17 protein-coding genes are annotated in these 19,568 nt (G+C 37.7%); 14 read left to right on the plus strand and 3 right to left on the minus strand.

Translation table 11 applies throughout. The features are described 5' to 3' along the window. Window positions 1-107: 107 nt before the first annotated feature. From ACPV3A_RS32150 to ACPV3A_RS32195, 10 genes are all read left to right on the plus strand, one after another. Window positions 108-434, plus strand: coding sequence for a hypothetical protein (locus ACPV3A_RS32150; RefSeq protein ID WP_063477432.1), 327 nt, complete (start codon window positions 108-110; stop codon window positions 432-434). 12 nt (window positions 435-446) lie between these two features. After that, window positions 447-1,241, plus strand: a complete 795-nt coding sequence (locus ACPV3A_RS32155; RefSeq protein WP_063477431.1) for a hypothetical protein — start codon at window positions 447-449, stop codon at window positions 1,239-1,241. Window positions 1,242-1,532: 291 nt separating this feature from the next. Beyond that, a complete protein-coding gene (locus ACPV3A_RS32160; protein WP_063477430.1) occupies window positions 1,533-2,342 on the plus strand; it encodes a heteromeric transposase endonuclease subunit TnsA in 810 nt (269 codons plus the stop codon). 13 nt (window positions 2,343-2,355) lie between these two features. After that, entirely contained in the window at window positions 2,356-4,524 is a 2,169-nt protein-coding gene (locus ACPV3A_RS32165) for a Mu transposase C-terminal domain-containing protein (RefSeq protein WP_063477429.1), read from the plus strand. 214 nt (window positions 4,525-4,738) lie between these two features. After that, window positions 4,739-5,974, plus strand: coding sequence for an ATP-binding protein (locus ACPV3A_RS32170; protein WP_063477428.1), 1,236 nt, complete (start codon window positions 4,739-4,741; stop codon window positions 5,972-5,974). After that, window positions 5,946-6,413, plus strand: coding sequence for a hypothetical protein (locus ACPV3A_RS32175; RefSeq protein ID WP_063477427.1), 468 nt, complete (start codon window positions 5,946-5,948; stop codon window positions 6,411-6,413). Before ACPV3A_RS32170 ends, ACPV3A_RS32175 begins: the two co-directional genes overlap by 29 nt. A gap of 65 nt (window positions 6,414-6,478) precedes the next feature. Beyond that, window positions 6,479-8,275, plus strand: coding sequence for a TnsD family Tn7-like transposition protein (locus ACPV3A_RS32180; protein WP_074961876.1), 1,797 nt, complete (start codon window positions 6,479-6,481; stop codon window positions 8,273-8,275). Window positions 8,276-8,300: 25 nt separating this feature from the next. After that, window positions 8,301-10,334, plus strand: coding sequence for a TnsD family Tn7-like transposition protein (locus ACPV3A_RS32185; RefSeq protein ID WP_074961873.1), 2,034 nt, complete (start codon window positions 8,301-8,303; stop codon window positions 10,332-10,334). Between the two features lie 20 nt (window positions 10,335-10,354). Continuing rightward, a complete protein-coding gene (locus tag ACPV3A_RS32190) occupies window positions 10,355-10,546 on the plus strand; it encodes a DUF7695 domain-containing protein (protein ID WP_074961871.1) in 192 nt (63 codons plus the stop codon). Window positions 10,547-10,839: 293 nt separating this feature from the next. Next, window positions 10,840-11,025, plus strand: coding sequence for a hypothetical protein (locus ACPV3A_RS32195; protein ID WP_063477424.1), 186 nt, complete (start codon window positions 10,840-10,842; stop codon window positions 11,023-11,025). 529 nt (window positions 11,026-11,554) lie between these two features. Here the strand turns inward: ACPV3A_RS32195 and ACPV3A_RS32200 are convergent. After that, window positions 11,555-11,971 carry a hypothetical protein gene (locus ACPV3A_RS32200; RefSeq protein WP_143767934.1) on the minus strand — a complete coding sequence of 139 codons (417 nt, stop codon included), beginning with the start codon at window positions 11,969-11,971 and terminating at the stop codon, window positions 11,555-11,557. Between the two features lie 666 nt (window positions 11,972-12,637). Here ACPV3A_RS32200 and ACPV3A_RS32205 point away from each other — a divergent pair. Genes ACPV3A_RS32205 through ACPV3A_RS32215 form a run of 3 tightly spaced genes read left to right on the plus strand, consistent with a single transcriptional unit; the run spans window position 12,638 to window position 14,939 of the window. After that, on the plus strand, window positions 12,638-13,570 hold the full coding sequence (locus tag ACPV3A_RS32205; protein WP_082834224.1) for a hypothetical protein: 933 nt from the start codon (window positions 12,638-12,640) through the stop codon (window positions 13,568-13,570). Next, window positions 13,567-14,688: a hypothetical protein gene (locus ACPV3A_RS32210; protein ID WP_063477422.1), complete on the plus strand. Its 1,122-nt coding sequence runs from the start codon at window positions 13,567-13,569 to the stop codon at window positions 14,686-14,688. Before ACPV3A_RS32205 ends, ACPV3A_RS32210 begins: the two co-directional genes overlap by 4 nt. Before the next feature lie 5 nt (window positions 14,689-14,693). Then, a complete protein-coding gene (locus ACPV3A_RS32215) occupies window positions 14,694-14,939 on the plus strand; it encodes a hypothetical protein (RefSeq protein WP_063477421.1) in 246 nt (81 codons plus the stop codon). A gap of 143 nt (window positions 14,940-15,082) precedes the next feature. Here the strand turns inward: ACPV3A_RS32215 and ACPV3A_RS32220 are convergent, their stop codons facing one another. Together ACPV3A_RS32220 and ACPV3A_RS32225 are read right to left on the minus strand one after the other, a co-directional pair. Then, window positions 15,083-16,198, minus strand: coding sequence for an AAA family ATPase (locus ACPV3A_RS32220; RefSeq protein WP_063477420.1), 1,116 nt, complete (start codon window positions 16,196-16,198; stop codon window positions 15,083-15,085). Beyond that, a complete protein-coding gene (locus ACPV3A_RS32225) occupies window positions 16,180-17,760 on the minus strand; it encodes an ATP-dependent nuclease (protein ID WP_063477419.1) in 1,581 nt (526 codons plus the stop codon). Before ACPV3A_RS32225 ends, ACPV3A_RS32220 begins: the two co-directional genes overlap by 19 nt. An 855-nt stretch (window positions 17,761-18,615) precedes the next feature. Here ACPV3A_RS32225 and ACPV3A_RS32230 point away from each other — a divergent pair. Next, the coding region (locus ACPV3A_RS32230) for a hypothetical protein (protein WP_426203789.1) at window positions 18,616-19,568 on the plus strand (953 nt) is incomplete at its 3' end.

Consider the following 19,568-nt stretch of genomic DNA (forward strand, 5'->3'; position numbering starts at 1 on the left):
TTCCCGGATGAAAAAATTCAAACTTAAAAACCCTAAACTTTTTGGATTTCAACTTTTCAAAAAGTACAAGTTTAGCTTTCGATGAAATGGGAAAAAAAGGTGAATATATGAAAAATCAAGAGGTGAGGGGTTTGGAAGGTTTTGCCGAGGTAACTGTAAATGGAGTTCTGTTTAACGGAAAATATTACACATGTTCACTAGCGATCAAAGAGAAGTGGTTTGAACAAGCTGCGAAAACCAGCCACTGGACACTTTCAGCGTACATGAACGAGGAAGAACGTTTGATGATCCTGCTGCCTAGTCAGGAACAATATATACCTTGCCTGATGCTGACAAGACGGATTGTTATGCCGGAGATCGAAAGTTATCAAACAAAGATACAACAACTGAAGGAAGCACGGAAAGATAAGAAACGGTTAACGTCTAGAAACTAAGGAGGCTTGCGTTTGAAATACGTAGATCGTTTTCAAAGTTTCATTTCGAAGGGTCATTACCACAGGATGATAGAGAGTGAGAAGAAGCTTTCTTGTTTACGCGAAAACATCCGTGAATATCAAACAAGCACAGGAGAGAAACGCCTAGAGTGGACAGAACTAGGCGTTGTTGGCTTTTTTCAGGGCATCCGTGTTTTTGAGGATGATATCGAAGCGCTCAAAGACCACTTACTACAGCTTGGGGTACTTCCCGTTGTAACAAAAATAGATTTGGAATCGTTGCCAGTAGATCTTCAAGAAAGCATGAAATCATGGACGATTCCCAAACGCCCCACGATTCGTTTTTCACCAAATAAAACCGTGAGAATCGATCCTACGAGGTTACATGGTTATAGGGAATGGGTAGGGAATATGGACGTTAATGATCAAGTAAAGGCCTGGACGCATGAAAAAGATAAATATGAGGTTTTATCTAATGAATGGATGCATTTAAAAAGACTCCTAGTCATTGATATCAAGCCATTACAGAGATTCAAACTTTCGTGCGGATCCGTAGCATGTGTTCCTTCAAAACGGGAGGTTTTGGGTGTCGATGTATTTCAACATATAGGGACCGAAGCCCTTATGACATTTGGTCGGGTCGACATGAAGAAAGTAATGCTTTATACAGGTAGGGGGATCTTGAAAAAATCGGACGTGGATACATATCGAAAGGTTGTTGATGTGAATCTAAGATATACCTTAATGCAGACCCGTAAAGAAGAACTTCGAAATCAATACTATCACGAATATCTGATGAACCTTTAGTATAACCAGCAGAATATGAATGTATAGCGTGCAAATCTACTAAGTGCCAGGTTAGCACTAAAGTAATTCTGATGTAAAGTCATGAAAAAAACAATATATGGTATAATGGATGCAATATTCAGCAGGAGCGCACAACGAGATCTCAAGTTGTGCGCTTTTTTGTTACAAATAGGAATCAAAAATCCTATCCCCCACAATAATATTCAACTCGTTCAACCTACCTCTTCATGCAACCATACCTCATGCAGGCTGCCTTTCCATTTCTTAATCATAAAGGAGGTTAACTCAATTATGGCGAAACGAAAACGTAGCACTACACGAAGCGTCATTGCAAGACGAATAAAGGAAAAAAGAGGACAAGGGCAAGGAGCGACGTATAAACCTTGGCTGACGATTCACGATGTTCCATCCATAGGGGTTGTAAGTCGCATAAAGGGTTGGAAAACGGGAAGAATCCATCACTTGTTATCGGAGCATCTTGAAACAGCCTATTTTTATATGTGTGAGTGGTCCCCCCGTATTGTGGATATTCGGGAGCAATTTCCGCTTTTACCCCAAGAAAAGACGATGTTTATTGCGGATACTTTAAAAATTAGGTATCCCTGTGATCCGAAAACAAAAGAACCCATTGTGATAACCACGGATTTTATGCTTACGGTTCAAACCGAACACGGTTTGGAATATTGGGCACATACGGTCAAACCGCGAGATAATCTAACCCCTAGAACCATAGAGAAATTTGAAATTGAAAGACGTTTTTTTGCAGATGAAGGGGTTCAATGGAGACTCATTACAGATAAAGATATCTCATACAATCTAGTTAAAAATGTGTCCTGGGTTCACTCCGCACGAGGGTTGGAGGGGATGAGTCATTTGAATGAATCCATCATCGACTCCGTTGAGCCCGAATTGTTTAATTTGCTGCAGAGCAGGAGTATGTCTTGTTCCAAATACGCTGCAGAGTGTGATCTGAGATTTGGATTTCCTATAGGTACAAGTTTGTTTATTGTCCGCCATCTTATTGCAAATAAACGGTGGCTTGTAAATATGAATCGAATCATTCAACCAGCGATGGATCCGATTGATATCAAGCGGGCATAGTGGGAGGAGACAAATGGAGATACAAGTGAATGTCATCCTGCAAAGTGAGAGGGCTCAAGAACGAATTTTATATATCACCCCGGATAGACGGTTTTTGTATACCATATCTATCTTTGAAGATAGACCCATTCCGGTAAAGAGGGAGTTTACCGAAATTGAAAAGGCTCTAAGTAAAGGTTTATATACCATTGCTGAGGTGGATCCCTTCGCAAACCTTATGGATCCCCATTCGAAGTATGTAAAAGAACACAGTTCTAGCATTGAAGAAAGGTGGGAATTAATCAAAGACTTGGTGGATAACGAACCTGCTATCTATAACCGGACACACCGGGGGGAACTGATAAGGGAACGATCTCAACAAACAGGCAAAAGCAAGACCTTAATTTACCGGTATATACGATATTATTGGACCGGTGGAAAGATGAAAAACGCACTAGTAGCGCACTATTTTAATTGTGGCCGGCCAAGTAAGAAGGGGGAGAAGAAGACTTTCACAAAAAAGGTCGGTAAGCGAAGTCTGCTCGCGCAAATGCATCCGGAATCTCCAGAATTTCAAGGCGTTATCATCACAAAAGAAATGAGAAAGATCTTGGGAGCAGCCCTTGCCCAATGGTATAAAACAACGGATGCAAATAGTATGGAATTTGTTCACGAGCGTATGTGGCACACGTACTTTCTTGAAAAAGTTATGGTGAATGGAGAACTAAACGAGATTCCATTGCCCAGTCACAAAGTCCCTACGATTGATCAATTACGGTATTTTTACAGACAAACGGAAGACTACCGTAAGGTTGTAATGGCACGTGAGGGAGTTCGGAAATACCAATTAAAATTCAGACCTGTTCTTGGTAATGCTACACGAAGAGCGGTTGGACCAGGCAGTATTTTCGAGATTGATGCAACGATAGGAGACATCTATCTCGTCAGCCATGCTAATCGAACCAAGGTTATCGGAAGACCTGTTATCTATCTTGTTATAGACGTATTCAGCAGGATGATTGTTGGATTCTACGTGGGACTAGAAGGCCCATCTTGGCAGGGTGCCATGATGGCTATCGAGAATGCGACCACGAATAAGGTAGATTTTTGTGCGGAATACGATATCCACATTAACGATGAGCAGTGGCCATGTCAGTATATGCCTGAAGTCATTGTGGGGGATCGAGGTGAAATGGAAAGCAAAAAAGCAGATTCTCTTTCAGAAAGCCTTGGAGTCACAATCAAAAATGAACCACCGTATCGGGCGGATTGGAAAGGAATAGTAGAGTCTAATTTTAAAACGGTGAATACCACGATTAAACAATGGATTCCTGGAGCAGTGAAGCCTGACTTTAAGGAACGTGGCGGAAAAGACTATATTCTCGATGCTAAGCTGTCGTTACGGGGCTTTATTAAATTGATGATTGAACTGATCATGTATCACAATAATAGTAAAGCGATTAGGCATTATCCGCTTGAGACCAGCATGATTCCTGATTCCATTCTGCCAGTTCCGATTCACTTATGGAATTGGGGGATACAGAATCGGTCAGGCCATCTTAAGGCATTTCCCAGAGACATTATTCGATTAAATTTGCTTCCTTGTAAAGAGGTAACAGCTACAAGGCTAGGTATAGCCTTTGAGGGAATTCATTACAAATGTGACGAGTTGACGGAGGTCGGGTGGTTTGTAAAGGGTGATTCCCGTTCAGTCACGATAGCGTATGACAGAAGATGCATGAATTCGATTTATGTGAAATCTCCAGATGGTCTCCATTATTTCACCTGCCGTTTACAGGAGAAATCGGATCGATTCAAGGACCTGAGTCTGGAGGAGATAAAGATGATACAACAGGAGGAGAAACTTGCGCTCGTTTATCATAAAGACACTCAAAATCACGCCAAATTTAAGATGAATGAAAGATTTGAGCAAATCAAGCAGGAGGAAATCTCGTTAACGGAACAAGCACGAAGTGAAGCAAGTATCAGCAATGCAGAGTTTAAATCGAATATTCAAGAAAATAGGGCGACAGACCGAAAGAAGATACAAACCAAGGAAGCTTATCGTTTAGGTGTTTCTGATGAAGTGCCAAAAATAAATATAAACGACGAATTAATAGAGGACGAAATGTTTACAGAGGTACGAGGCTTAACTCTAATCGAGAAATTGAAGAGGCGAAAAAATGAAAATGATAACGAATAATAGCTCCATACTAAACAATGAGAAAGGTATGGGAATGTTCCTCACAAGATATAAAAATTAACGCATCAAAGTCAGGAAGTTTTTGATCACCCGCATTTGTATCTAGCTGTAGAGCTTGAGACAAACATAACTAATGGACTATAGATTTCTCTTAATCCAGTAAAACCGAATGAAATTATTCTCATGGAATAAAAGTAAAGAGAGGAGGGGTTAAATGGTTAAAACCATTGAGCAGTACACACGCAATCCGATTTTGAAAGGTGTTGTTATAGAGGCTCAGTATCATTCCGATCAGGTAATCAAGGGTTACATTGGAAATCCCATGATCGAATCACTTCCTAGAATTTTGGACGAAGATGAATTACTGGATGCGATACCCCACTATCCTGATTACGATCACTCACAGCGGGATCTCAGTAGAAGGCTCAGGCTGCATTGTGTGCAACAGCTAAGTGATTATGTGGAAATTCTCCCTATCCATTTGTCCATAGAACAGCGATTTTCACGGATGATTCGGCATGGCTATGTAGCACGTAATCCTCTGCAAAGGGAGTATGCAAGACAATTTCATGTCGGATTCGATAAGATTCTGAAAGCAGGAGTGAATGAGAAAGGCGAGAACGCAGCAGGCATACGATCAACTGCAGCTGGATTTAATATCATTGGTGTTAGCGGCCAAGGGAAGTCAACGGCGGTGGATCTTAATTTGCTCCTGTATCCTCAAGTAATTCAGCATACGGCTTATCATAATCAACCACTCGTTTTGGATCAGTTGGTGTGGCTTAAATTAAACTGTCCCTATGATGGCTCGATCAAAGGACTTTGTATCAACTTTTTTCAAGCCGTTGATGCGGTACTGGGTACCTCTTATTTCAAAAAAATTGTTACGAATGGCTCGACCACGGACACATTAATCCCACAAATGGCCCACATCGCTTCCCTTCATTGCTTGGGGACGTTAGTGATTGATGAGATTCAGAACTTAAGTCTAGCAAAGAGCGGCGGTTCTGAGAAAATGCTGAATTTCTTTACGCAACTTATCAATACGATAGGTGTTCCGGTGGTTCTCGTTGGTACCTACAAAGCACTTCGGTTGTTCGGCGGATCATTTAGTCAGGCAAGAAGGGGATGCGGACAAGGAGATATGATTATTGACCGCATGTCGGATAGTGAAGACTGGGATTATTTCATATCCAGTTTGTGGAGATACCAATGGACGGCCACCCCAACAAAATTAACGGAACCGATGAAAAAAACAATTTATGAGTTAACCCAAGGCATTATTGATATAGCGGTAAAACTCTATATGCTTGCCCAGTGGGATGCTATCGCTCTTGGAGAAACGGAGGGGGGAAAGGAACGCATTACAGTTGCCAGGCTTAAGAAAGTTGTTTCCGAACACCTTCAATTGGGTTCAGCCGATGATCAAGGCATTAAAAACTCAAAATAAATCAGCCTTATATGATATAGATGATTTGTATCCGAAATGGAATGACTTCTCTCACTATCTCGCTCAATCAGAAGAAAAGGTAAGTATTCACGGTAATCTTCGAGAGAAAGAAATGCCGACAGAAAAAATAGACCACGACCGTAAAACATACATGGAACTGGTCAAACTGGCTGTAAGTTTAGGTACCACAATTGAACAAGCAGAGGAAATTGCTCTGCATTATATAAAAAATCATGAGCCGCACGCAGATGTTACTGCTTTACGGATGGAGGTGGCTAAGCATATCTTAAGCGGCTTTGACGAAGCTGACCCGAACGATATTCGAAACCATGTACCCAAAAAGGGAAAGACAACGCCAGAAGAGTTATACAAATCCTTGACCGAGGCTGGATATACCGGATCTCAAGATGTGTTGTTCCCAGATGAAGATGTCTCGTAATCGAGAGTGCAAAAGTTTAGTTTCTATGAAAAGGGGAAAACTAGAAGTATAAACCAAGATAGGACGTGGTTATACTGACTGGTTTCTTCCCTTCCTTATTTCCAGATGAATTACTGTATAGCGCCCTAGCGAGATACCATTTATATGCGGGGAATCATAGCAGCAAAGCGACTATGACTGAGTTATATAATGGTTCTGTCTTCTGTGCTGCTACAGGTTTGCCAGCACACATAGATCAAATTAGCCATCTTATGAGGCATAATATGAGCCCTTCAGAGATCATCCAGTCTCACACCCTGTTACCGTATTTTGCTGCTTTTCTTCCCGAAGACCGAACTCATTTCGTAAAATCAGCCATGACGGGGGAACTAGGCAGAGCCGTGAATGCTCGGTTAGGTTTACTAGCTTCGACGGTGAAAAATCCTCCTTTTCTTAGAGTGTGCCCTCAATGCATCATAGAGGATGAGATAACGTACGGGCTTCCATATTGGCATCGGTCACATCAATTACCAGGCGTTCTTGTTTGTTATAAACATGAATGCATATTAGAAGACTCAGTGATTCCTTACACTTTAAGACGAAACAGGCACGAATATGTAAGTCTGAAACGTGATCTCATTCGTAAAAAAATGGCTGCGCCTCATTCGTGTAACGTTCAAAAAAAACATTTGATTTTCCTTGCAAAACAATCACATGCGCTACTTAATATGCCGTATGACGACGAATACCTGAACAATATCCCCATGTATAGGGCAAAGTTATCGAAGCGCGGCTTCATCACCCCGAATGGAAATATACGTTTTCAAAATCTTCGTTCAAACCTATATCAAACACTGGGAAAGGACCTACTCCACATGTGTCACTCCGAAATCAATAAACATTCGGAGGATACCTGGTTGCATAAATTACTGCGCGGCCATGATTATATCCATAGCCTGCGGCATTTGCTAGTGATGCAATTTCTTGCTGAAACTATAGATTCGATCTGCGAAATGCAGAAGGAGACCTATCATCCCTTTGGTACAGGTCCATGGCCGTGCTTGAATAAAGTGGCAGATCATTTTAAAGAAAACACTATTCCGAGTTGTATAGTCACGAGATGTTCGGATACAGGGCGACCTGTGGGTACGTTCAAGTGTAATTGCGGTTTTGTGTACTCCAGAAGAGGGCCGGACACAAGTGAGTGCGATCGAGTGAAAATCGGTAGAATCAAGCAGTTCGGCATCGTTTGGGAACAAAAATTTGACGAACTCCGAGTTAACTCAAATCTTTCACTTAGGCAGAAAGCCGAGTGTTTAGGGGTTCATCGCTCTACCCTTTATTTAAAAATGAAGGAGCAGCCTAGATCCATGGATAAGTATGAATCATTTGGTGAAAATGTAAGAACAATCGACCTAGATCTGCTTTCCGAAGACTTGTCGAACCAAACAAATGCCACTTGTTATAGCACGGCTAAAGAGGACATACTTCAAATTCGAGTCGATTGGGAGAAAAGGGATCGAGAGCTTCTACCGATTATTTCTCAGGCAGTTAGAGAAATTAGATCAACCTCGGGTAAACCGATTCGAGTCACCATCTCAGAAATTGGAAGAAGGATTGGGAAGCTTTCATTATTAGAAAAGAAGCTCGTAGCTTTACCCAGATGTAAAGCTTTGATCGACAGGGAAGTAGAGACTATCCATCAGTTCCAAATCAGACGAATTGAAGTGGCTGCGCAAAAATTATTTGAAGAAGAACAAAGCGTAGTCAAATGGAAATTAATCCGAAATGCGGGTTTGCGTAAAGACGCTGCTGTCCAGTTAGACAACGTAATTAATAGTGTGATCAGTTACTACAATGGAGTTGAAGGCAGAACCGATTGAAAAACGAGCAGAGTAGGTGATACTTTTGAGCCGAATTCAAATGTTTCCATCTCCTTACCCAGATGAGGAATTAAGAAGTTTAATTTACCGATATGTTCTCCGTAAAGGGTGCTCCTATATAGAAGGGATTCAGGAATTAATGGGAATAAATTCTAGAAGGGTGCCCTTCCTGCCTCATAATTTGGAGGTGCTTCAGAGAAAAGTGCCATCTTTATTCCCCGATAGTGATACACTTCTCCTCCAACATACATTTTACCCCTTTTTCGCTGCCTTTTTGTCTGACGTCAATCGTGACGAATTACGGTCAAGGATGATCGTTTATCGACAAGGTGAAAAATATGCAACTGTTTTAATTCCTCCTATTATTTCGAAAGATGTTCGCTACTGTACTCAATGTATTACAGAAGATGAGGAGCGTTTTGGGGAAGTATACATTCATCGTTCTCATCAAATTGGTAGTATAGACGTATGTCATAAGCATCGATGTGTTTTAATTAGTCAGTGTCCGGAGTGTGAAGTGTCATTGGGGCAGCTATATGGCACAATATTTCTAGGATCTACCCACTGCCCGAATGGGCACGAACTAAGTGGCACAATAGACACGTTACACCAAGATGAAATTATGCAGTTAAAACTTCGGATTTCTAAAGATGTCTATCAAATACTAAATGGTGAAATTAAGATTGGTGACCTGTTTTACATTTACAACTTGTTAGCAAGAGAAATGGGTTATCAGCATCCAGATGGTAGGTACATGAATCAAAAATTCCATGAAAAATTCCTCCAAAGATATTCACCTCGAACACTAGAAGAACTAGGGTTAATACCAGACTTACTAGAAAAACGAAGTGCACTACAAATTTTCAGCGAAAAGAATGCCATCCGAAATCCAATTGTTCATATGTTGGTGTTGGACTGGTTAATTGGAGGTTATGGACAACTCCATAAGTATGAAAGTGCACATAAAAAAACGCCCATTCCATTTGGTAACGGGCCTTGGCCATGTATAAATAAGGTTTGTGCGAAGTATGCCCAAAATGTGATTACCTCCAATAAGCAGCATTATTGTTATTCTACTAAAAGAATCAGGGGCAGATTTCTATGTAAACACTGTAAAATGGAATATCGGTCCAGCTGCGTAGACGGACAATTAGAATTTGATTTCGCTACTGTAAAGGTGGTTGAATATGGGCCGTTATGGCACGAACAACTTGTCATTGAATATAATAAAGGGAAGAGCATGAATAACATAGCTGCCTCCCTAGGAGCTAATCGAAGCACCATAAAAAAATACCTGCTTCTTTATATGGGGAAGAAAGTTAACCAAGAACATCCTCTCACTAAAGGAAGTTTGAATTGGATTCATAAGCTCTATCTCACCTATGATCAGACGCAGAGTATCAATGAAACCAGTATATTACTCCATACAAGCAAGAGCGTCGTGACCCGCTATATAAATGAAAGAGAGAAGTATGAGAAAGAAATCCTTCCAGCTATGAAAGAAGCTGCTGTGACGTCCGAAGTAGAGGTAGAACCAAGGGCGAAGCTGATGGAATTATTAGAACGATTCCCAGGGCTCAGCAGATCCGATCTACGGAAAATCATGGGGAGTAAAATCCTATCTAAACTTATGAAGGAAGAGGGTAACGGGTTAGAGAACATTTTGCCTCTGACAGATCACCCATTTAAAAGCCCTCTTTGGGAAGAAGAAGATACAAAATTAATGTTAGTGATTAAAGAAGTTTGTCAGCAATTATATAAGAACCCTCCTAACAAGCAAATAAAACGGTATACGATTCTGAACTTATTATCTACTAAAGATAAGGCTCGAATCATACGTTACAGTGAGAAGTTACCGCGATCTACTAATATGTTAGATCAGTATTTGGAATCAACCGAACATTATCAGCTCAGAATGATTCCTCATACGGTTGCTTTGCACAAGAAGCATTATGGAAATACTACGTTGCCTATGATACTTAGTTCATGCAGATATAAAAATTGCTCTCAACAGGTACAACTCTCTATTCAGGAATATTTACGAAGTAAGGAGTTGTAGTAGAGAAAGGAGGTAATCCTATGGCTAAAATCATCAAAAATGCAGTCCGATGTTTATCCTGTAATGATGTGATTGAATCTTGTCACAGATATGATGTACAAACATGCCGTTGTCGTAACATTTCTGTAGACGGTGGCCGCGATTATCTGAAACGGGGATACCCGCCTGGAAAACCAGAAGAATGGTATGTAGAATTATCTGAATGGGGTTAGAAAAAATGAAAATCCAGTCTAAAGTCGAATGGCTGCATGATGCAGGATTCATAGTCAAATGCGGCATAACTTCCATGCAGTTCCTAATCGAAAAAATTTCTTTTGAGACAAGAGCCGAAGTTTTAACAACTATAACGTGGAGCTTGGGATTATTGAACCCGGTTTCACTTTGAATCGAAGCGAGAAGAAGTGTGTTTCACCTGTCGAAACTGTTTTTGAAGGGTTCGGGCAAGGTACTTTAAAATGGATGAATTACAATATGGGCTATTATCTTTAAACAAAGGAGAATACGAATGATATTTGAAATCACAGCTGAAATGAAAAAGAAGATAAAGAATTGGGATTCTTGTGAGTCACTAGATGTAACAGGTGGGAAGTTTTCTTATATTTTTACACCAACAAGTCTAGGAGTTGTTGTTCAAGTTCATTGCGATATCTGTAATAGAAAATTAGATCTTACAGAAGACTGGTTGAATTAATTTGCTTATTTGATGATTGCTGTGCATCTTTAAAGTAGGATAAAGATTTTATAAAATGTGCTATTTTACACAACCTTCTATTTCTCTCTATATGTACTCAAGTGTATGACTTGATTTTCTGATATTAATCACTATTACAAATAATTACTTTTGTTAGACTAGACCTCCATGGAACGATGATTTTTTTACTAATGCCTTGTTTTAATTATTGCTTCATAACGTAGTTGAATAATCTCCCACTTCTAGCTGGTACCCGAAGTGGGAGGATTTGGATTCTAATAGGAGCTTAAGCTATTGGTGGTAGCCGATACACTTTTGATGACTTATGAGCCAGCTAGGGTCGCTTTGTAGGTTTCTGAGAACTTACATAATAATAGGAAGCTTACAATGCAATCAGAACAGGCGATATAATATGCACTGTATTAAAACCTGGAATAGAAAGCGTAAAAGTACTTTCATCTTGGAACATTAACTCTAACCGAGTTCGATCATTTGCTTCACGAAAAGGAAACTAATATTATTATTGGCCTTACCGCTTAATTATTTCATCAGAATCTGAAGTTTTTCGTTGACTTTGTGATAGTTCTTCGTAAATATCTTCAGCAATTAATAAGTGAGTGTCTATTAGCATGTTTGATTTTGATAAAGAAACACTAAATATGCGCATGCAAAACACAGTGAATATAATTGCTAAAAATATTATCGTAACAGAATCTAGAGCTGCCTTACTAAAAGTCAGCAGGATATCTACTTCTTTAAAAGTGGCAATGAACAGAGTGGCTATTATAGCCATGAGAGGTACGATAGTAGAAACCATTTTTAGTATATCTTCGAAAGGGCTATCTGAGGATAGTTTCTTTTTTTGAATTTTCAACTCTAGAAGTGCTCTCTTAAAAATATGGTCCGACTCGCTGAGGAGATGAGAATAAGCTTTAATAAGTTTCATCGTCTCTTCTTCATGTATAAGATATTGGGTATGGAATATTTTTACAATTGGTTTTTCGATCTGATTTTTCAATTTTATATATTTTTTCCTTTCAACATAGATGCTTATAATTATTAGCACCAGAAATAGACATATTGCGACTAAAAGTACTATATTTATCACCCTCCCATATTATTTATTATCGGTGGTATTAACGCTTCTTTTTAGACTGGAAATTCGATAGCGGCAAAGCTAATTTGAATATTCGGTGGTTAGGCTTGGGACCGGGAAGTTGAGAGTAACCAACTGTTTTATTAAAAAAATTGGACACTTATAGGCCAATAAATAAACTATTAGCTTCAGCAGCAGATACGGATACAAAATTAGACCCATCCAAGCAAACTAAAAAACAATACTGAGTCTTGCTCTTAAAGCCATCCAAGGGGAGTTAGTGGAAGAGGAATTACATAAGATTGTTTGAAAGCATTTAGTTCAATGTACGGAAAGGTGAGATGGTGGATAACAATTTTGCTTTTCTATAATGTGTAATGGCATGGCAGTCAATCCCTAGTACTTGTTACCTGGACAGCTAGTACAATAGGCAGTAGACTGAGAAGTGAGTTGCGTGAATTGGGGCATGAACCTTATGTTAAATGCATAGCAGATTGATCACAAGGAAGGATGGGGATGTTGTTTAAAATCCTAGTTGTAACTCAATCAAAAGACGTAACAGTTGACTATCTTATTTCTACATACAGCGATTACATTTATTGGTTTAGAATAAATGTTGACCAACTTGATGACTATCAAATTCAGGTTACCAATGAAGGGGTCATACTTGCAAAAGGCAACATTTGGAGTATATCCAGTTCCTGTATTGATGCCGTTTATTATCGTAAAATTTCACTCCCTGATCTTTCATCTTATGAGAGTCATTATATTCCAATGATGCAAAGAGATATTATGAATTTTATTGAAGGTATTGTTGAGACATTTGATAAGCCGTGTATAACAAAACCCTCCATTCTGCGTAAGGCAGAAAACAAAATTGTACAACTTAACATTGCTTCTTCATTGGGGTTTCAAATCCCTCAAAGCTTAATTACAAACGATGAGGTATCTGCTTATCAATTTTGTCAAGAGAAAACATCCATTGTAAAACCTTTATCAACTGGTCGAGTTAAAGTACCTGGAGGATGGGAAATAATCCAGACTAATGTGGTGAATAGAGAACATGCTGTGAGCGGGCTTTCTCATGCACCTTCTTATTTCCAGACTTACGTAGAGAAGTCGGAAGGTGAGTATCGCGTTACAATTGTTGGAAGAACGGTATATGCTGTTCGAATTGACTCCAGCAATACAATCGATTGGAGAAGAAAGAACGCAGAGAACTTTTATCAAACAGTAGAGATACCAATTCATATAATAGAATTGTGCTACAGACTTATGGATGAATTAAAAATAACATTTGGTGCCTTTGATTTTATAAAAATGGGAGATGAATATTATTTTCTTGAAGTAAACCCAAACGGCCAATGGCTATGGTTAGAGGAAAAGGTTGGTATCCCCATCTCTCAATCTATTATCAATCAATTAATAAAGGACGTGCACTTAACTTGAAGATTAGCTTTTTAAAATTCTATAAATTAATGAATTTTATGGCCTGGGTCTTCCCCTTCTTTGTTATCTCAGATGATGACAATTTTGGGACGTTAGAAGAAGAGTCAAGAGAACTCCGATTTTCATTTTTAACCATAAAGTTTGGTGACGTCATTTATTATTTTCTCTCAATAGGCTTCTGGTATGGAGATCATAATGAGAAAGCCAAATTTCCAAAAGGATTTCGGTTTATGTATTCACTTCGAGTTTCGCAATATAAGCGAGAATATAATACTGAAAAAATTAATGATTTAAAGACCAAACATATTGCTTTTCTTCGAACTAAGGACTCAGAAGAACTTAGTGTATATAAAGAAACTTTGTTATACAAATTGGATCAAATTAAAGAGAAGAGCACAAAGACCACCAATAAATTTCTTGCCTACTTAGCAATCATTGCATTTCTAATTCCACTTTATATTCCTGGTGCTCTTCGAATTGGCGAAGTTTTTGATAAGCCTATGTGGTTAGTTATTGCATATATCTACCTGGCTGGTTACTTAGCTTATAACCTCATTAATTTTGTTAAATTGTTTTTTAGGTTCGTTCAAGTGAAGCCGTATGCTCAATTTAAGTATTCAATGATAAAGAATTCAAGCAAACCAAACATTGACCTGCTTACAGCACTATACATTGAATATCAACTGCGCGACAATGAAAGTGTTGAGGAAGTATCCTTCATTAAAAACATAGACGGGTATATGAAAAGTATCTTATTGATAAGCAGTTTTTTACTTGTTTTTGACATTATCTTTGGCTCAGTACAAGCCGAAGAGAAAATAAAACCGCCGGTAAGCCCAATAAGTAAAGTCTTTCATTTAGATTTATCCCAGTCCTCAAAAATGCTTTTCACCGATCAATTTGATGTTATAAAAAAATTTGGAGAAGATCTGGTTTTAAATAAAGTAACAAGGATAACACTTATCAGAACTGGTGATGCGGAATCAGATAATTATAACCGGATTGTTCAAATAATTACTTCATATAACATAAATAAGGCAGAAATTATACAAATACAGGATAAACCCAATGACATGTCCGCCTCAGGACATTTACAAATTATAGTAGAAAGGAGGTGAAGGATATGAAGAAACCTTACATAGCAAATTATGTAATTAGGTCTAGTTCAAGTTCAGAGCGTATTATTACAGAAACGATTGAGCAATCAGAACCTGATGAAATTCTCTTATGTCAAAACGATGATTACAGAAAACAAACTGCAACAATTGAGCAAACAGAACCTGATGAATATATTTTATTTTCTGATGAGTGGAGAAAGGAAACTCGCTCTATTGAAAATTCTGAACCTGATGAAATGATTTTCTGGTGAGTGAAAAGAGGGTAACCTAAAAAACAAACTTACAGTTGTATGAAGAGAAATACAACCTCTAAAGTATCACAAATTGTTCGTTGGAAGATCCGCCTGAGTCATAGAAGTTAAAGTTATGAGGCTGCGCAGTTGCGCAGCCTCATTCATAGCCGCATATATTTTTTCTTATGTCTTTTAAAGTCGTTCTCTTTAACGAAATAAAGCTCGTTTGTAACCCTAGTCATTGCTACATAGAGTGGGTTTATTTGAGTAGGTGATAAATGAGTGCTTGAGAAATCTTCCTTAAACAGTGCCGCAAAAGTTTTAGTAAGAATAATACAAGCTTTCTCGTAGGTGTCGCCTTTAGAATAACCCCAATTTATAGTGGGCAAGCAATTATATTTACGGCTATCATTATAGAATAATTTTATAATACTAGTATCTTCCATTACCTCTGAAATTCTAGAATCATCTTCCAACAACTCGTAGCGCCCTTTGATTGTGCTTGATGAATGTAAAATAATTTCCAACTTATTTCTAATGAAACTGCATATTTCCTCCGGAACTCGTCTACTGTTTATTAAAGTACTTTCATCTATGTCTACAGCACCTTTAAAAAGTGCTTTATATTCATCCCTTGAGATAAATGTTTTGCCTTTCTTCGAAAAAGGTTTATTCGTTGAAAAGTTTGATTTGCTAACCGAATGTTGATGAAAGTCCCCTACAGCAAATACGTTTATATTTTTTTCTTTAATAATCAGGGACAATAAATCAAAGTCCTTCCCCATGAAATCCTGGAGTTCATCAATATAAAGCTGGTCGCAAAATTTGAGCATACGTCCTAATATGATTTTTTTGACTTCTTTTGATTGTGCTAATACTAAACCAGACATTCTAGATGAATAATATTTTCGATTATAGATATAGTGCCTATAGTCATTTTGTTTATAATACTTATAATTTGGTTCTCCGTTTATTCTCTGTGGTTCGGGCTCTTTGTTAATTTCCACTCCAGTCGTTATAAGACCTTTACTGCCTCCAATGATTAAGATGGGTTCAAAGGGTTTCAGCAGCCATCGATAAACAAAACTAGCAAATGTTAATACCTGTGTGTTTTTTGGTATCTCTCCATGAATATTATGGATCTCTTTTTTTAGATTAGATACATTCTGTCTAGTATACGTAATGACCAGATTTTTAGAAGTCGGGTTTAAATGATTAGCTATATAGCGTGTTTTCCCCGAACCAGCTACAGCAAGCATTATCGTTGAACGAGCCATTCTATCCCCTCCTGAATGTACTCGGGTAAAACAATAATATTTTTAAAAGTATTCTCTTCAGATATCCGTAAAGCTGCTTCTGTTTTATTTTTTAGCATATATGCAAGGTTTTTATCCATGGGTATTTCGCGATATTCTGCTTTTGTACCAGGCTTAGTATTTGAAATAGTTTTAAGATTAGCAGCGTTTTTATTAAAGAGGCAAACCTCAAAAGTAAACTCACTAACTAAATCGGAACATTTAACATAAATATTGGTATGGTTTTTATTTAATTCATGAATAGATTCAATAGTTTCTTGGTCTCCATCATTATCAGTAATAACTAATAAAGAGTTATTAATTACTTTTGAAAGTTCGATATAGTGTTTATAGGTAATTCCCCCGCCCGATAGGATTTCAATGTATTTTTCTTCTAAAGTATAAGCCAAAGAATTCTTTACAAGTTGTGGCAACAATATGTATTCACTATTTCCCTCTACAAGAATTATCTTCTGAGCTAATATAAAATTCAATAACTGCATATTATCTGTTTTCATAAAATAATCTGCAGTTTCATCAGGCACTTTACTTAGAGAATGGTAGTTTTCATTGCTAATCCATATTGTATTTTGCAAATTCAATCTACTGACTATGAGTGGATTATGTGTAGTAATTATCAACTGAGCACCATCACACATATTTTGGATATCTTTTATTAGTTTTCGAGTACTGACATAACTCAAATGATTTTCTGGTTCTTCTAATAGAATTAGATCACTCTCGACCTCTAAGGCAATTTCCGTTTTAATTAAATTTTCTTTTCCTTTTCCTTTATTTTGAATGGAGATCCCGTTACTTTTTAAATCCAGTAAATTCTCTAAAATTGTTTTATTTTCGTCAATTCCCAAATTATATTCTTTTATAGTTAAACGTTCGGTATTCTCGTCAGCAAAGTTCTGGATGTTTTTCCTTAATTGATAAGAAAGATTTTGCCTATCCGATATTTCAAAGTTATTATTAAAAATTCTTTTTGAGTAGGAATCAAAGAGATTGTTTTTTCGAATAGAATTATCAATTAATACGTTTTTAATTGGTGACTTACTATAAATATATTTTCTTCCGGCAAAAGTGATCCATTCCGCTATGTAGTAATCTGTTGGTATGAATTTTCCATCATAACTCCCATCGTACATTGTCTCTAAAAGTTCGCGATAATTTTCATCAAATTTGTACATGAAATTAATGCCGCTCTTGGGTATAGGAGACGATGAAGAATGGAGTCCATTAAAGTACTCAGAATTCAAAGCATTTTCACCACTAATAAATAACTCAATTTCAATTTTAGGAAGAGCATCGATGGAAGGGGAATTTTTATATTGATTCACAACATCATTATTAAAATACTTTTCGAAGTTATTGGTAGTATTGAATATTTTTTGATTCAGTGCAACATCGATAGCTTCTAAAATGGTGCTTTTACCAGCCTCATTCTCACCGATCAGTACATTAATCCCTTCTTTGAATTCAATATCAAAATTTTTGAATTTCTTAAACCCCTTAATCTTTATCTGTTCGATATACATAAAGTTCTCCTTTTTTAAAGAGTTATCAATGTTTTTGTCATGGTTACGGACCAACGATTGAAGTATATTAACTATTTTGGTATGGATCTCTAAGCGGTCCATTAATATCCGGAGGGGCAGCTTAATCAACCGACATCTTTTGAGATTTCAATACTAAGCAAAGCGGCAAGGATTTTGATCGACTGCGCTATCAGGCATGGTATGATGATCCGTGAAGAGGGTCTGTATATTTAGACGCGTTGGATCGTCTACGTCAGGACTACGATGGGATCCTTAGCGAAGGAACCAAACTTATAGAAATGGTGTATCATACAAATAAGAGTATGACTACTGCAGCGATAATGCTTGCTAATGCTGATACAAATAATATTATGACTGCAGCAGAGATAGTGCTTGCTAATTTATTCGACTTTTCCAACAATAACTCCCCAATCATATGGCTTCTCACTTCCCAGAATAAGACGTTTGGGGAATATTGTCAAAATATTGGAGGCATGGTAGAGATCAGGACAACAAATGAGTATCAGAAAGCTTGTCAAAATGGGCCTTTTCATTCCCTCTGATTACTGAGTACAGATGTTTTTTTGCTTCGGCTGGTACGGTCGTGATTCGTTCAAAATCGTTATATAAAATGGAAGGGAGAGTGATAATATAGTAGAAACGTGTGTACTGATAATAGTGGAAACATTTAATCAGCACATAAAAAAGGAAAGGAAGGGTTTCATTGAGGGAGGGAGAATATGATTCAAATAATATTTAAGAGTTATATCATTCATAATTGAATAAGAAGAATGTGTGTGGGATAATACAATAGGGGAACGTAAGTTCTTTAATTTGATAATAGGACTGTGGTAAATGGGCAAAGCGATTGATGCAATAAACGCTGGTTTGACTTATCAGAATTTATACTTTTGGTTGTTTGCTTCTGAATTGCTACATAAAGATTCGAATATCAAAGAGGTATCTTACGAAGATGATCGAGTTAAATCTTTGGATGATGTTGTTGTTGAATATATAGAACCTGTTACAGGGGACTATGGTATTGATGATGAAATCACTATGGATTTCTACCAGGTTAAATATCATGTTAAAAATACGCATCAGATTGAATTGCTAGACCTCATTGATCCTTCATTTATTAATGCTTCAACGCACTCTTTTTTACACCGAGTAAGGGATGCCATAAAGCAAGGATATACAAATGCCCGATTCCATTTGATAACTCCATGGAATATTCAAAAAGGCGACCTTTTAGAAAATTTATTGGATAATCATCACAACAAGTTGAACTTAGATTCTTTTTTTGACGGAAGACAGAGAACAAAAATCGCACTCGCTCGAAAATCGATGATGAAACAACTTGAACTACATTATGAGGCTGAACTACGGCAAATCCTAAGAAGTATTCGGATTCATCATAGCAAGCCAGGTATTTCACTTTTGATTAAAGAACAGCTTAATCCAAAACTAATGCTTGCTGGGCTTAAACCGATTGATTCAAAGGTTCTCGTCAACCCTTATAATGATCTAATTGTGAATTGTGCAAGTAAAGGAAGTAAAAGCTTTAATAAAGTTAATCTTCTGAAGTTATGTCGAAAAGAGCGACTATACTCGGGTCAACCTTTAATTCTAAAGGATGAAATCCCTGTAGGAATCCGGAGCTTTCTTCCCTATACTGAAACATTAGAAGAAGAGACTAACCATCTTCTGTGTCTTAGTGACCACTTTGATCAACGCCTAATTAAAACAGATCAAAGTTGGAACGGTGACGTTGCACCAAAATTAAAGGGATTTATACAGGATGTCTT

The organism is Paenibacillus sp. Dod16 (assembly GCF_049893405.1).
In the GTDB taxonomy this organism is placed as follows: domain Bacteria; phylum Bacillota; class Bacilli; order Paenibacillales; family Paenibacillaceae; genus Paenibacillus_AQ.